The organism is Chryseobacterium sp. MYb264, from assembly GCF_035974275.1.
GTDB lineage: Bacteria > Bacteroidota > Bacteroidia > Flavobacteriales > Weeksellaceae > Chryseobacterium.
On sequence record NZ_CP142422.1, the window covers coordinates 4,254,277 to 4,269,556 of the forward strand.

14 protein-coding genes are annotated in these 15,280 nt (G+C 35.4%); 3 read left to right on the forward strand and 11 right to left on the reverse strand.

Annotation, left to right across the window (positions count from 1 at the left end):
- Positions 1-330: 330 nt before the first annotated feature.
- The 5 genes from VUJ46_RS18545 to VUJ46_RS18565 all read right to left on the reverse strand — a co-directional run bounded on the left by VUJ46_RS18545 (position 331) and on the right by VUJ46_RS18565 (position 6,621).
- The gene (locus tag VUJ46_RS18545; protein WP_326982182.1) at positions 331-1,005 is read right to left on the reverse strand and encodes a LytR/AlgR family response regulator transcription factor; all 675 of its coding nucleotides are present in this window, start codon (positions 1,003-1,005) and stop codon (positions 331-333) included.
- Between the two features lie 5 nt (positions 1,006-1,010).
- Complete coding sequence (locus VUJ46_RS18550) at positions 1,011-2,111, reverse strand: sensor histidine kinase (protein ID WP_326982183.1); 1,101 nt, start codon at positions 2,109-2,111, stop codon at positions 1,011-1,013.
- A gap of 121 nt (positions 2,112-2,232) precedes the next feature.
- Positions 2,233-5,262: an AAA family ATPase gene (locus VUJ46_RS18555; protein ID WP_326982184.1), complete on the reverse strand. Its 3,030-nt coding sequence runs from the start codon at positions 5,260-5,262 to the stop codon at positions 2,233-2,235.
- A gap of 4 nt (positions 5,263-5,266) precedes the next feature.
- Positions 5,267-6,472, reverse strand: a complete 1,206-nt coding sequence (locus tag VUJ46_RS18560; protein WP_326982185.1) for a metallophosphoesterase family protein — start codon at positions 6,470-6,472, stop codon at positions 5,267-5,269.
- Positions 6,469-6,621, reverse strand: coding sequence for a hypothetical protein (locus VUJ46_RS18565; RefSeq protein ID WP_326982186.1), 153 nt, complete (start codon positions 6,619-6,621; stop codon positions 6,469-6,471). The genes VUJ46_RS18560 and VUJ46_RS18565 overlap by 4 nt, the downstream gene beginning before the upstream one ends.
- Positions 6,622-6,878: 257 nt before the next feature.
- Here VUJ46_RS18565 and VUJ46_RS18570 point away from each other — a divergent pair, with 257 nt between their 5' ends.
- Together VUJ46_RS18570 and VUJ46_RS18575 are read left to right on the forward strand one after the other, a co-directional pair.
- Positions 6,879-7,130: a VF530 family protein gene (locus tag VUJ46_RS18570; protein WP_326982187.1), complete on the forward strand. Its 252-nt coding sequence runs from the start codon at positions 6,879-6,881 to the stop codon at positions 7,128-7,130.
- Positions 7,131-7,236: 106 nt separating this feature from the next.
- Complete coding sequence (locus VUJ46_RS18575; RefSeq protein ID WP_326982188.1) at positions 7,237-7,737, forward strand: FKBP-type peptidyl-prolyl cis-trans isomerase; 501 nt, start codon at positions 7,237-7,239, stop codon at positions 7,735-7,737.
- Between the two features lie 168 nt (positions 7,738-7,905).
- Here VUJ46_RS18575 and VUJ46_RS18580 read toward each other — a convergent pair whose 3' ends face one another.
- Both VUJ46_RS18580 and VUJ46_RS18585 read right to left on the reverse strand, forming a co-directional pair.
- A complete protein-coding gene (locus VUJ46_RS18580; RefSeq protein ID WP_326982189.1) occupies positions 7,906-8,283 on the reverse strand; it encodes a YchJ family protein in 378 nt (125 codons plus the stop codon).
- 327 nt (positions 8,284-8,610) lie between these two features.
- Positions 8,611-10,749 (reverse strand): M3 family metallopeptidase, encoded by a 2,139-nt coding sequence (locus tag VUJ46_RS18585; protein WP_326982190.1) that lies wholly within the window; start codon positions 10,747-10,749, stop codon positions 8,611-8,613.
- A 58-nt stretch (positions 10,750-10,807) separates the two neighbouring features.
- Here VUJ46_RS18585 and VUJ46_RS18590 point away from each other — a divergent pair, with 58 nt between their 5' ends.
- Positions 10,808-11,629: a GIN domain-containing protein gene (locus VUJ46_RS18590; protein ID WP_326982191.1), complete on the forward strand. Its 822-nt coding sequence runs from the start codon at positions 10,808-10,810 to the stop codon at positions 11,627-11,629.
- Positions 11,630-11,682: 53 nt separating this feature from the next.
- Here VUJ46_RS18590 and VUJ46_RS18595 read toward each other — a convergent pair whose 3' ends face one another.
- The 4 genes from VUJ46_RS18595 to VUJ46_RS18610 form a co-directional block, all read right to left on the reverse strand.
- Positions 11,683-12,429, reverse strand: a complete 747-nt coding sequence (locus VUJ46_RS18595; protein ID WP_326982192.1) for a carbonic anhydrase — start codon at positions 12,427-12,429, stop codon at positions 11,683-11,685.
- A gap of 12 nt (positions 12,430-12,441) precedes the next feature.
- A complete protein-coding gene (locus VUJ46_RS18600) occupies positions 12,442-12,645 on the reverse strand; it encodes a hypothetical protein (protein ID WP_326982193.1) in 204 nt (67 codons plus the stop codon).
- A 274-nt stretch (positions 12,646-12,919) separates the two neighbouring features.
- A complete protein-coding gene (locus tag VUJ46_RS18605; protein ID WP_326982194.1) occupies positions 12,920-13,186 on the reverse strand; it encodes a hypothetical protein in 267 nt (88 codons plus the stop codon).
- A gap of 212 nt (positions 13,187-13,398) precedes the next feature.
- Positions 13,399-15,276, reverse strand: a complete 1,878-nt coding sequence (locus VUJ46_RS18610) for a monovalent cation:proton antiporter-2 (CPA2) family protein (RefSeq protein ID WP_326982195.1) — start codon at positions 15,274-15,276, stop codon at positions 13,399-13,401.
- Between the last annotated feature and the right edge of the window lie 4 nt (positions 15,277-15,280).

A 15,280-nucleotide genomic window follows, 5' to 3' on the forward strand; every position in this document is an offset into this window, starting at 1 on the left:
TAAGGGTTTATTATTTTAAAAGACAATTAGGATAGCTTTCCCATTTTTTTCGGTTTTTAAATTTGATACTTCAAATGTATTTTCAAAAAAAATTCCCATGAAATTTATGAGGTAAACCCATAAAATGTGTCGGTAAATGATTGTTTTTTAAGATTTGTTAAGAATTTATCGGAATACCTTAAAATTGTAATACGGTATGAAAAATTCCCCTCCATCGGAGGGGTGGCGAAAATTCGTAAGAATTTTTGACGGGGTGGTCAATAAAATACCTCATTCATAAATTCGGTATCATTAAAATGACAGAGGAGTTTCAAGACAAAAGAATAAGGATCATTTATTCACAATCCTCATCACCTCGGCTTTATACGTTTCCCCAATCGGAATAATAAAATCGCCAATGTGAATATTACGATTAACAATGGTTTTAATATTGTTAACGGGGACGATGTAAGAACGGTGAACGCGTGTGAAATCCTTTTCTGAAAGCTTTTCCAGAATATTTTTCATCGAAGAACGCGCAATGATTTTCGAATGATCTTTTAAATGGATCTGAATATAATCATCCAGACTTTCAATCAGCAGAATATCATCAAAATTGATCTTATGAAGTTTATAATCTGCACGGATCGAAAGATGTCTCACCTCGTCGGTTTCATTATTGGTCTTTACTTTTTCCACTGCCGCCTTGAATCTTTCAAATGAAAAAGGTTTTAGTAAATAATCCACGGCATTCAGGCTGAAAGCATCGACAGCATATTCTGAATAGGCTGTGGTAAAAATGACTTTGGTATTTTGCGATATATTTTTGTAGAAATCCATCCCGTTTTTAGATGGCATTTCGATGTCTAGAAAGATGAGGTCAACAGGAAACTTGTTTAAATATTTCTGGGCATCACTTTGGGTGTTGAAGATCTTTTCAAGAGAAAGATTTTCAATTTTTCCGGCATAATTCTCAATAATTTTCAGCGCGAGAATTTCATCGTCCAAAGCAATGGCTTTTATCATATTTCTTAGATTAAATTAATTTTTAAATCTACTTCAAAGGTCATCCCGTTATTATTCATTTCCAGGGTATGTTTGTCGGGGTAAATTTGTTGTAAATGTTCCACTGTATTTCTCAGTCCTACTTTCAGACTGTTTTCATAGGCTACTTTTTTATTCACAATATGATTGAACACATTGAAACTCAAAATATCTTCCTGTACAATCACTTTTACTGCAATTTTTGAGTTTTCCTCTGCATTAAAACCATATTTAAAGGCATTTTCAATAAAATTAACCAATATAAAAGGGGCAATTTTCAATCCTTTCATATCTCCGATTTCGGTATAAGAAAAATCCAGACTGTTGTCTGTTCTTACCAGTTGAAGGGCAATATAATCCTTTAAATATTCAACTTCTTTATCTAATTCAACGAAATCTTTACTGCTTTCCTGAACCACATACCGCATCACATTTGAGAGCTTTAAAATTCCGTTAGGTGCATCATCTGATTTAAGCAAGGCCAAAGAATAAATAGAGTTTAAAATATTAAACAAAAAGTGTGGTTGAAGTTGATATTTTAAATTTAATAATTCAGCTTTTGCTTTTGATTTTTCAAGTTCTTTTTTCTCATTATTTCTGAAAATAAAAAGGGACGACAGGAAGGAAAAAAGAAAGGGTAGAACGGAGGAAAAGATCATCTGTCGATAAGAACCCTCATTTCTTGGTCCACGATTTTCAAACAGAGGTTGCTCTGGCATTCCTTCTATTGCAAGTGGAGGGAAGTTTCCTTGATGAGGCTGCATCGATGGCGGAGCCATTTCCATTTTTGATGGTTCACCCGAAAAAATATTTTCCGAAGCCAAATAATAAGGCAGAAAAATCATCATTCCGAAGCAGACTAAAATACAAATGGTGAATGCTAAATATTTTTTCTTGTTGTAAAGTTTTGGTAGAAAAATATTCAGATTTACGTAAAAGAAAATAATCACCATCACAAAACGAATGAATTCCCTCTGAAACGGCGAAACTCTGAACACAGATAACGTACCGTCAAAATCCGGAGACGAAACAATCGGAATTGTCAACAGCAATGGAATCAGGATGATATGGGGCCAGAGTTTCTTCACGAATGAATATTTTTATTCAAATATAAATAAAATACAAAGTATATTAGTGTATATAGCTGCTTCAATAAATAAAATGACCTCTTAAAACTTCCGGCCTCCAGCTTCCATCTTTCAGCCAAAATTAGATAATCGTAATAATACTTCCCCGTTCTTCATCCTTCACAATTTCCAACGCGACAGGAATTTTTTCTTTCAGTTCTTCAACATGCGAAATAATTCCCACAATTCGGTTTTCCTTTTGAAGTGCATGTAGGGTTTCAAAAACAATGTTGACCGATTCAAGGTCTTGGGTTCCAAAACCCTCATCAATGAAAAAGAAATTTTTATCCGATTGTGCATTGGCCTGAACACTTTCTGCCAAAGCCAGCGCCAGACTCAGAGAAACCTGGAAAGACTGCCCTCCGGAAAGGGTTTTCACACTTCGGCTTCGTCCTTCATTCATATAATCAATGATTTCAAAATCATTGTTTTCATTCAATTGCAAACTGAGTTGGTTTCGCGTCATTCGATGGAATCTGATATTGGCGTGATCGCAAAGCTGTCGCAGATAAATGGAAGAAACATACTGCACAAAACCGGCTGCTTTAAAGAGATTCGTCATCACTTTTAAATTTTCGGAGCGCTTTTGAAGCGTTGAAAGCTCTTTCAGTAAATCTTCTTTTTTGCGGTATTCTTTTTCCAGTCTTTCGATTTCAGAAGATAGTTTTACAACCAAATCATTGATTTGCTTTAACTGATTTTCCGCTTCATTAAATTCATTTTCTTTGGCTGCAAACAATTCGTGATCAAAAGAAAAATCTTTCAATTTTACTTCCAGTTCGTGAATTCCGTTCTTTAAGGTTTCAAAATCTATTTTAAATTTCTGGATCCGGTTTCTTGTTTCTTCAATATTGATTTTCTGAAGCAAAATTGTCTCGATTTCGATGAAATCATTAAAATTATTTTGAATCAATGAAGTATTGATCAATTCCAGATTCGATGAAATTTCCAGCTTTAATTCTGAAATCTGTTTTTCCAGTTGAGTCAGAATTGCTTTTTCTTCTGCCAGTTTTGGAGAAATCTGTTTTTCTTTCTGAACTAATTCCTGATAATTTTTCTCTGTTTCGGTATTTGATTTTAATAATTTTTGATAAATATTTTCAATCTCTTCCGTGGTTTTATCTGAATAATTTTCCCAATTCAGGATCTTTAAATTAGAACGATTGCTATTGATCTGCTCTTCTTTTTTAGCTTCCTGAATTTTAAATGTTTCAAGTGCCTTTTTATATTTTTCTAAATTTTCAATTTCCCTGGCTAAGTTTTCGCGTTCCTTGGAAATGGTTTGGTTCAATTGTTCAATGTGCTTTTCCGTCTCCAGAGAAAAATTTCTTTTTGCCTCAAATTCAGCTTCTCTTTCAGGATTAAATTCAGTCCAGATAAATTGTTGAATATGATTTTGTAGAGTATTTTGAATTTCAGTGATTGTTTCCTGTTCAGACTTTAATTGATTTTCAAAGATTTTTTTTCTTTCCAAAATCTTATCAACATCTGCTTCCTGTTTCTGAAGATTAACTAATTCCTGATCTACTCGTTGAATGTTTTCCTGAATTTCTTTTAACTCATTATTCACATCGTGAAATTCAATAATATTAGGATGTTCCAACGATCCACAAAGCGGACAGGCTTCACCATGATGAAGTTCAACTGAAAATTTAGACAGCTCTTGTTGAATTTTTAAATGATCGAGTTTTTGATTAAATTCTTTCTTTTGAAGTTCAAGGTTTACTTTTTTCGTTTTAAAGTCTTCCTGAAAGTTTTCAGGAAAAGCTTTTAATTCTTCAGAAATTTGCTGGATCTGTAATTCCTGTTTTTTTATTTTTTCACACTGATCTTCCTGTGATTTCTTTATATTTTTATACTGAATAAACCAGTTTCCAACCTGTAAAAGCAAGGTAGAATCCAATTTTTTCAGCTTTAAAAGTTCGGTTTCTTTAGAAAGCTGATCAATGGTATGCTGAATTTTTTTCCTTTTTTCTTCAACTTCCTTTACTTCATTTGAACCTTTTTGTGTTCTTTCCTGAAGTTTTTTTATTTCTTCCGAATGGGTAAGAATCTGTAAGATGAGATTCAGGTCATTTTCCTGTATTTTAGATTGCTCTAACGCATCAAACTGGGGCTGAATAGCGGTAAGTTGCTCTTTTATGGAGTGAAACTGTGCTTCTGTTTCTTTAACAATGGTATTCTGTTTTTCGGCATCAGATTGCTTGGTCGATAGTTCCTTTGAAAGTTTGTCTTTTTCCACCAGTAATGGAGTGAAAATTCTGGAAAGGCGGTCGTAAAGATCAGTTTTAATTTCTAATAAATCGATCTCGGATTTCTGCTCCGAAAGCTTGCCGAAGGTTTTCTTTTTCTGCGTAAGGCTTTCAAAATCAGCTTTTAAATTTTTAAGCTGAAGAAAATTATTTGAGATCTTCTGAAAATTTTCCTTTGCTTCTGAAAGTTTTTGCTGTTCTGTTTTTAAATTTTCCTTCTGAACCGAAATTTGTTCTTCATTAATTTCTTCAAAACCTTTCAGCTGTCCTTCCAACTGGTCGAGTTCAGATCTGTTTCTAACATTCAGAGAAGCGACATTATTTTGAAGATCAAAACGCTGAAGGTTAAAAATTTCCTTCATCATCGTCGTTCTCTCTGTAGCACCGAGTTCTAAAAATTCTTTGAACTGACCTTGTGGTATAATGATGGTTCGTTTAAAATTAGCATAATTCAGTCCAATAATTTGTTCTGCATTCGAATGCTCAAGAGGAATCCATTTATCATCAATACGCTGATAAAAAGTGACCGAACTCGGTTTTACATCGTCAAATTTTTTAGAATTTCGGCGGAAATCTCTTGTAGCACGGAATAATTTATTTTCAAAATTTAAAAAATCAAACTCAATATAAGAGGTGTTTGATTTTAAATTCATCATATTATACGCTCTTTTATCACGCATATTCAGACGTTCCGTTTCGCCGTAAAGCGCAAAAGAAATAGCTTCAAGAACCGATGATTTTCCGGAACCTACCGATCCGAAAATCCCGAATAAACCTGCATCTGTGAGGTTTTTAAAATCAATAGTCTGTCTTTCCTGATAAGAATAAAGTCCTTCGATGGTGAGCTGAACAGGGATCATGGCTTTATATATTTAAAATTTCGTTAAACAGTTTCATCAGGTCTTCATTGGCTTCCTGACCGCCATTTTTTGATTTAAAATAATCCTGAAACAGAGATTCTATATTTTGATTTAGATTGATCTCATGAACCGAATTTTCATTGAATTCCTGATTTTTAATTTTTGGAATCAGATAGACAATGCCGCTATGAGACTGATACAAAAGTTTCCTTTCATCGGCCGTCAGGAAGGTCTCGCTTTCCAGTGTTAATTCAACAAAAGTATTTGGATTTGCAGTAAGCCATTCTATGGATTTTTCAATAGAATCAAATGTTTTTCGGACTAAATTTTTTCCGTTTTGTAGCTGAATTTTCTCAAAAGAAACATTTTTTCCGGATTCTGCCTGAATAATAGAAATATATTTTTTCTGTCCCGCTTCACTGAAACTATAGCAGAGAGGTGAGGATGAATAGATCACCGGTTTTTCTGCCGTTCCTATATTTTGAAATCCGTGCAGATGCCCCAACGCGGTATATTGAATTTGGGAAGGAATACTATCCGAAAAAATAAGATCCGCATTGCCTATTTTAATAGGTTTTTCACCTTCAGGCTCTTCAAGGATTTCGCTTCCTTTTTTGTTCATATATAAATGAGCGGTGAGAATATTGATGCCGTTTTCATCACAAAGCTCATCCGCAAGTTTTTTCCAGTTTTCCGCTAAAACTTTATTGATTTCCTCTTCTTTATTTTCTCCAAAATATTCTTTTAAACGAATTTCATTCGCATAAGGGGTGTGCAGAATACGAAGTGGCGTTTCTGAATTTTTCAACAATAATTCAATAAAGCCTTCCTCAGATTTTGAAATTGTAAAATATTCATTTTCAAAAGGATTAATCTTTGCTTTCGGATGACCAATAAGAATAATTCCGCATTCACGCGCCAGAGGATCAGGAGCATCGATGAGATTGGGGGAATCGTGGTTTCCCGCAATGGCAATCACGGGACGCTTTCCATTTAATGATAAACGTTTCAGTGTTTTATAAAATAATTCGACTGCTTCAACACTAGGATTGAAATTATCAAAAAGATCTCCGGCGATCAGTACGATATTCACATTCTGTTCATCGGCAATATGAACGATTTCATCCATAACGGAAACCTGTTCTTCAAGTCTTGAAAAACGGTCAAGGCGTTTACCCAAATGCCAGTCGGCGGTGTGCAGAATTTTCATACGATATCATTTTCTTGTCTTGCTTTAAAATCTTCCCGAATTTGCTTTAAACGTGCTTTTCTTTCTGCTTCCGCATTTTGCTGCTTCCGTTTTTTCTGATCGATTTTATTTTTATGTTTTTTCCTGTTGGCTTCGTTATTCTTGCTCATACTGATGTTTTTTCACGATTAATTTTAAATGGAATTGAGTGTGAAAATATATCCAGATCAAAAATACTAAAGATTAATAGGGGAAACAATTTTTCAATATATGCTTGACAAAATATTTTTACGAGGAACCTGCACAAACCTCACAGGTTTCAAAAACCTGTGAGGTTTATCAAGGATGTTTGTAATCACATGCAATTTTATGGGAGCGATTTTAAAACATCAGGGTTTAGAAATGAAATTAATATCTTTACAAAATTATGGAACAGCAATCTAAAGATCCGCTTCACGGAAAAAGGCTCGACGCTATTCTTGAAGAATTGGTGGAATATTATCAGGGCTTCGAAAAATTGGGCGAACAGATCAATATTAAATGTTTTACGGATAATCCAAGTATCAGCTCTTCGCTGAAGTTTTTAAGAAAAACAGATTGGGCAAGAACAAAAGTTGAGAGTTTATACCTTTTTGTCCTCAGACAGAAAAAGCGTGAGGAGAAAAGAGGGGAGAACTAGTATGGGGGAAATTCTTCTTTCAAACGGTTTACTCGATCAATGATTTCAAAAACAGTATATTTGTGCTGTTAATCGTGAACAGAAACTCACGACAAAAAATTAAAGTATGACAATCGAAAACAATCATGTTGTAGCTGTAAAGTACGTTCTTCACACGATAGAAGAAGATGGAACTAAGGTTTTAGTAGAAGAAACAACAGCAGAAAACCCACTTACATTTTTATACGGTGTAGGAATGATGATTCCAAAATTTGAACAAAATATCCTTGGTTTGAAAGCAGGTGATAAAGCAGATTTTGTAATTCAGCCTGAAGAAGCTTACGGTGAAAAACAGCCGGATGCTATTGCTCAATTACCAATTGATATGTTTCAGGAGGCAGGAATTCCGCCAGTAGGAGCGATCTTACCTTTATCTGATAATGAAGGAAATAACTTCCAGGCTTTTGTAGTAGAAGTTACACCAGAAGCTGTGGTTGCAGATCTTAATCACCCGATGGCTGGTAAAGTATTGGATTTCCAGGTTGAAATTTTAAATACACGTCCAGCGACTGAAGAGGAATTGTCTCACGGTCATGCTCACGGGATTGACGGAAACGAAGCTCACTAAGAGTTTTCTAAATAAAATATGAATGTCCGGCAGAAATGCCGGACATTTTTTTTGTTTAAATTATTCTGAGAATTTTACACAATCAATTTTATCGAAGATAAAATCCTTGCGCCTTAAAGCATAACGGTTATAAAAAACTTAGCACCTTTGCGATGACCAACAAAAAAATTATTCTAAAAATACACCACTCACATAAAACCAACGATTCTGAATCATTTTAAATGTTGATAACTCGTGATGAACTTGCTTCTGTCCATCCTGATCAGTATAAAATGCCTTAAACTCTACTTTATTCATTGAGGGTTTATCCACAATTTCCAATTTTGTCCATTCGTTGATTTCTCCCCATTCCTGCAAATCTTTTTTGCTGTGATTTTGTCTTTTGCTTGGCGAAGTGGTTTGCATTAAATAGTCACCATTCGGAATTGCAAATGCCGAAAACCTTGAACGCATCAAAGCTTCTGCGGTCGGAGTATTTTTTTTTCCCGTGTGATAAGGTTGGCAACATTCTTCGTAGGTTTTTCCTGAACAGCAGGGACAATTCATTTTCTAAATTTTATTTAAATACAAATTTACGTGAATATTATTAGTTTTTTGGTTTGCCACGAATTCACGAATTTTATAAACATATTAACAGGAGTAAAGCTAATATCAATAGGGACGGGCTTTAGCCCGTTTAAACAAAAGGAATAATTCCAATTCGGCTTTAGCCAAAACCTAAATAATATATTTCCCACAGATGACACAGATTTTAACAGATGTTTGCGTTTTAATTTTATAATGACTAAAAATCTGCGAATCCGCGAGAATAAATATTCGTGTTATCCATGAAAAACAAAAAAAGCATCCAAAAAAATGAATGCTTTTAAAAATTTATTTAATAAAACCTCTGTTTCTCAATAAAGGCTTAATATCCGGATCATGTCCTGTGAAATCTCTGAATGCCTGATTCAAATCAACAGAATTTCCTACCGAAAGAATATATTTTCTGAAACGGTCACCGTTTTCTCTGGTCAGTCCACCATTCTTAGAAATCCATTCCCAGGCATCATTATCTAAAGTTTCAGACCATAAATAAGCGTAATATCCAGCAGAATAACCACCGCCCCAAATGTGTGCAAAATAAGGGGTATGATATCGTGGAGGAACCGTTGCTAAAGTAAATCCATGTTTCGTTAACGACTGTTTTTCGAAATCTAAAACAGGAATCAACTGACTTTCATTGGTTACTGTATGCCAATCCATATCCAGCTCAGCGGCAGAAACTAACTCGCTGGTCATGTAACCTTGGTTGAAAGTTGATGCTTTTTTAATTTTATCAACCAAAGCCTGTGGAATTGGCTGTTTTGTTTCGTAATGTAAAGCGTAGTTTTTCAAAACAATCGGATCTAAAGCCCAATGCTCATTGATTTGTGATGGGAATTCCACAAAATCTCTAGGTACATTCGTCCCCGAAAGTGATGGGTATTTCTGGCTTGCAAACATCCCGTGAATGGAGTGACCAAATTCATGGAAGATCGTCGTTACATCATCATAACTAATTAGTGAAGGTTTTCCCGGAGCAGGTTTCTGATAATTGTAGCAGTTGACAATTACAGGTTTTGTTCCTAATAAATAAGATTGCTCAACAAAATTACTCATCCAGGCGCCACCATTTTTAGAATCTCTCGTGTAGAAATCTAAATAATAAATAGCAATAGATTTTCCGTCGTGATCGAAAACTTCGTATGTCACAACATCCGGATGATAAACCGGAAGATCTGTTCTTTTCTTGAAAGTTAATCCATAGAATTTTTCAGCCGCGAAGAAAACTCCTTTTTCTAAAACTGTTGTAATTTCAAAATAAGGCTTGATTTGATTTTCATCTAAATCGAATTTCGCTTTTCTTACCTGTTCAGCATAAAAATTCCAGTCCCAAGGTTCAACTTTGAAACCTCCCTTCTGCTGATCGATCAAATCCTGAATATCTTTTGCTTCACGTCTTGCTGTTTCTACGGCTGGTGTTGCAATTTGGTTCATTAAATTGGTTGCCGCTTCGGGATTTTTTGCCATCTGATCCTGCAATTTCCATTCTGCGAAACTTTTTTTACCTAAAACCTGAGCTTTTTTCAGTCTAAGTTTAGCTAATTTTTCGATTGTTTCTCTGGTGTCGTTTGCGTCGCCTTTTTCGGCTCTCAACCATGAAGCTTTGAATAATTTTTCTCTGGTTGCTCTGTTTTTTAGGTTTTGTAAAAGTGGCTGTTGCGTTGTATTTTGTAAAGCCAATAAATATTGACCAGGTTTTCCAGCATTTTTAGCATCAGAAGCTGCTGCTGCAATTTCATCAGCTGAAAGTCCGTCTAATTCTTTAGCATCATTAAAGAAAACGCCGCCTTGTTTTCTCGCTTCCAATAGTTTGTTGGAATATTGAGTAGAAAGTGAAGCTAATTCCTGATTGAATTGCTTTAATTTTTCCTTATCCGCAGAAGAAAGGTTCGCTCCGGCGATTTCGAAATTTTGCTTATAATATTGTAATAATCTTTTGCTTTCAGAATCTAAACCGTTTTCAGAAATCGCTTTAATTCTTTTATAAAGATTTTCATTCAGATACATTTTATCGGAATGTGCTGCAAAAATAGGAGCATATTCTTCGTCTAAAGCCTGTAGAGTAGGGTTGGTATTCGCACTTGTAAGGTTTGAAAATACGATGGTTGCTCTCTTCAGAATTTCTCCGCTCTGTTCTAATGCTACAATCGTGTTCTCGAAAGTAGGAGCTTCAGGATTGTTGGCAATTTTGAGGATTTCAGCGTCGTGTTGTTGTAATCCGAAATCAAAAGCAGGTTTAAAATGTTCATTTTTAATTTTATCAAACTCCGGAGCTTCGTATTGAAGCTTACTTTTCTTCATAAAAGGGTTTGATGCCAGTGAAGCAGGAATCGTGATTTCCTGTTGGGTATCGGTTTTTTTCATTGTAGTACATGAGTAATTAAATGCTAATGCAGAAATTAATAATACCGATGTAATATTTTTCATAAATTAGTTGTTAATAAAGTATAAAGATAATTAAAACTTAACTCATAAAACCATAAACATGAAATCTACACCTCTTTTTATATTCTCAGCCTTTCTTTTACTGTCTTCCTGTAATGATAAACATGAAAGAAGATCCAGCGAAAATGAAAAAACGACATGGGTGGATAAAGTTGTCAGTAAGGACAGCGGACCGCTAAAACAGAAGGAAGTAAGTGGAGAATTTGATGAAATAGAGGTTTCCCAAGCTATTGATGCGGAAATTATAAAATCTGAAACAGAAAGGGTGGTTATTTCTGCTCCTGAAGGTATTATTAATGAAATCCTTGTAGATATCGACGGAAAAGAACTTCATATTCATTACAGACCCGGCATCAGGATAACGAACAGTAATAAAGTCTCCGCGAAAATTTATACAAGAGACTTTACAAAATTAAAAGCAAATTCTGCTGCGAGTATCACTGTGAAAGATAAATTTACTCAGGAGAAAACTGAAGTTGATATCTCCAGTGCCGCAAGTATTTCCGGGGACTTAGAAGCGAATGATTTTGAAATTTCTGTGAGTAGCAGCAGTAGTTTTTCGGGGAAAATATGGGCTGTAGACCTTAATTTGGATGCATCTTCTGCTGCAAGCGTTGATATTTCGGGTAAAGCTAAGAATGCTGATATTTCCTCTTCTTCGGGCAGCAGTGTGAATGCTAAAAATGTAATGGCAGATAACGTAAGAGCAGAGTCTTCAAGTGGTTCAAGCATTGAAATCAGTGCAATTGCGAAAGTGGATGCAGATGCGTCTTCAGGCGGTAGTGTGAATGTGTATAAAAAGGGCAATCTTTCTACTGTTAATAAAACAGAAAGCAGCGGAGGAAGTGTAAGTATAGAATAAGTATAGTATATTGAATTATATAAGTTTCGGCGGCCAAAGGCCGCCGAAACTCTTTATTTTAAATTAAAGGTGGAAACTTTTCTGCCATTAAGAGGTTGGATTGCTCTGTTGTTATTTTTAGGAAGATGTTTTGCAATATCTTCAATTTCATCTTCGGTCATTTCAATCGGAGTTTTGAATACAATCCATGTCACGTTATCAGAGCAGGGAGGTGTTGTAAGTGAGCCTGCATATCTATAATAACTCTTATTTTTAGGATACATTTTTTCCGGATTAAAAATGATGTCAGTATCTTCTTTTCTATCCTTTGCCAATGTTTTGAATACTTTCAGTTTTTCAAAATAAGAATTTTCTTTTCCTTCTTTGACCATGACTCCAAGAACAAGAACGGTTCCGTCCAATGCTTTGTGAACAAAGTGAAGTTCCAGTGGATATCTTACCCCGTCAATCTTATGTTCAGATTCTTCATGTGCATGAAACTGCATCAGGAAATATTTTTTGTTGTCGTACATCACAAAATTTCCGTCTTTAAAATCGAATTGAAGCGTGTGTCCGTTATCATTGATGTCTTTGATGTCACTGTTTTCATAATTAAAACCAATGTTTTTAAGACCTTTTCCGGGAATCACCTTTGAGGTTACAATATTGATGGGCGACTGGCTTTTGCTTTGTCCACATTTTTCGTTTCCGGTCATTTCTCCCCAATGTTCCGGAGATTCATTTCCTTCATAGCCCCAATGTTGTTGGGCATTTGTAAGTCCTAGGGAACATAAGCTGATGGTAAAAATTAATTTTTTCATAAGATGATATATTTATAAAGATACTTGATATTGCAGGAGAACTGCATTTTTTGTTGTTATTTTATCACCGGAAGTGTTGTAAACCGGATGATTCTGATAGGAAGCCGTTATCTTGGAAGTCTGCCCCGAAAGCAGCCAGGTTACTCCCATATCCCAGAAATTAACAGACTGATTGAGTCTTTCAAAATCGGAATGCTGGAGAGATGCATACGGCATTAATGTCGTTTTGGCGATAAGGTTGTCTTGTTATCCTTTGAGCAATGGACAGCAGGTTTTAAACAGTCAGTGATTCAAAATAGCTGATAGAAAAATGTCCGTAAAGGAGTGTGAAAGTAAACCTGAGACGCATAAAATCCGGAACAGATATTTAGGAAAGATTTTAAACAGGTTCTCTAGTACTGTTTTCCATTAGCTCAGCCAAACTTGAATCCTCAGATTTTTAAAAACCTCCAGGTCGTTTAAATTAAATATAAAAGACAGAGATTTTGAGTTAAGAGAAGCAGTTTGACCGCCATTCACAAAACAGGTCATACAATTTCAGATCACTACCTGATCTATGGTGACCGATGATCACATCTGCTTTGTTTCCTGGAAGGATAAAAATAGAAATTCTGTCTAGGGAATAAACAGGACTGCTTAAGTACTCAAGGTGGTCACTATCATCAGCCAGATATAATGTTTCATTATCGGCTTCATTTCCGTCCGCGGTTGTATAATTTTTTTCAAAATATTTTTGGGAGAATGAATGAAGGCGCAACTCATGATTTTTATATGAAATAAAAATGATGTTTGCCAATACCAATATGAATACCGGTAAAAAACAGTTATTATATTTTAGGGAACCTCTGAACATTTGTTACCTGCAAAGGTAGTTCCTAAGAATAAAATATTATAAGAAAGGCAATAGATTTATTATATTAAAAAAAAGATCTGTTTGTTGTTTTTTATGCTCTTTTAGATAATTATGAATTAATTTTCGTCATTTTCCTTATTTTCTGGATAATCATCCAGTATTCCCGTCTCGAAGCTTAAATTATCATAGGCCAGTAATTCTTCTTCACGCTGTAAAATTTCCTTTGTGGTGAAGAGCCTGACCTCATTTTCATTGTCTTTTGCTTTTGCCAGTCTACGGATAGAAGCTTTATCAATGGTCATAAAGCGCTGCCCTAATCTTCTCGCAGCGTATTTACGCATTCCCGTTTCATGAAGAACATCTACCGCCATGTCTACAGCGGTGCCCAATGTTTCACGATAAATATTGTTGATTCCGTTGTTGAGATAATCATAGGCATCAATTCTGTTTTTAGCTCGTACAAAAATCTTCACTTTGGGATAATGTTCCCGCACAAGATCCGCGATAAATTTATTGTCCGCTGGATCATCAAGACAGAGAACCAGAATTTCGGCATCTTCAATGCCTGCTGCACGAAGAATGGGGATTCTGGTAGCATCTCCGTAATAGACTTTAAAACCATAACTTCTCAATAATTTCACCCGGTCAGAATCTCTGTCCAAAACGGTTGCTGATATTTTATTCGCTTTTAGTAAACGTCCGACAGTGCTTCCAAAGTGCCCGAACCCGACAATAATAATTTTCTTTTGAGAAACCTCATTATCCAAAATATTGAAATCATTTTCCTGTTCAGGAACTTCTTTAATAAATTTTGGAGTGATTAATTTATCATTTACAATTAACAGAAAGGGAGTGATACACATGGTAATTGCTGTGACTGCCATCATTTGAGCATTTAGTTCGGGACTTAAAAGATATAGACTTGAAGCATAATTAATCAGTACAAAAGCAAATTCACCTACCTGAGAAAGAGCGAATGCATAAAATAAACTTTGAGGCGTATCTATCCTGAAAAATTTCCCGATGGCAAATAAAACAATGAATTTTACGGCCAATACAGCAAAAACGGTACTGAAAATAAAGAGCGGATCTTTGGCAATCACATTAAAATTCATGGTGGAACCCACACTCACGAAGAATACAGCTAATAATAATCCTTTAAAAGGATCAATTTGTGCTTCCAGTTCATGACGAAATTCGCTGTTTGCCAGCATAACACCCGCAAGGAAAGCACCTAAAGCTGGTGATAAACCTATGGAAACCATTAATTCTGAAACGCCAATCACTAAAAATAGTGAAGAAGCGGTTAAAAGCTCTGTCATTCCGGATTTTGAAACATATCTCAGAAAAGGAACAAAAACATATTTGCCTAATAATATTAAAATAATTACGCCAAAGATAACGGTGGAGGCCTGCAGCCATTCGGGCAAGGTCTGTATTAAAACCTGAATATTATTATCATTGTGTTTCGCTTTATAATTGGCAACAATCGGAAGAATGGCTAAAATGGGGATTACTGCAATATCCTGAAACAATAGGGTGGAAAATGATGCTTCTCCGGCTAAAGTTTTCAGGTTGTTCTTTTCCTGTAACGTTTGTAAAACGATAGCGGTTGAAGACAGTGCAAAACACATTGCTATGGCGACAGCCTTATCAATTCTCCAGCCTGACCACAGAAAGATGACGAAAAGTAAAAAGATAGTGAGAAACATCTGGGTGAGCCCTAATCCGATTATTTTTTTCCGCATCTCCCAAAATTTTCTCGGCTCCAGCTCCAAACCGACCAGGAATAAAAGCATAATAACGCCAAATTCACTGGCGTGCATGATGTCGTTTACATCTTTTCCGGTAAGTCTCAGAACATAAGGTCCAATGATAATCCCTCCGGCAATATATCCTATCACGGAACTGAGCCCCAATTTCCTCGCCAGTGGAACCATAATAATGGCTACGCCTAAGAAAATAAGAGTGTTCATTGCTAAAGTAGATTCCATATTT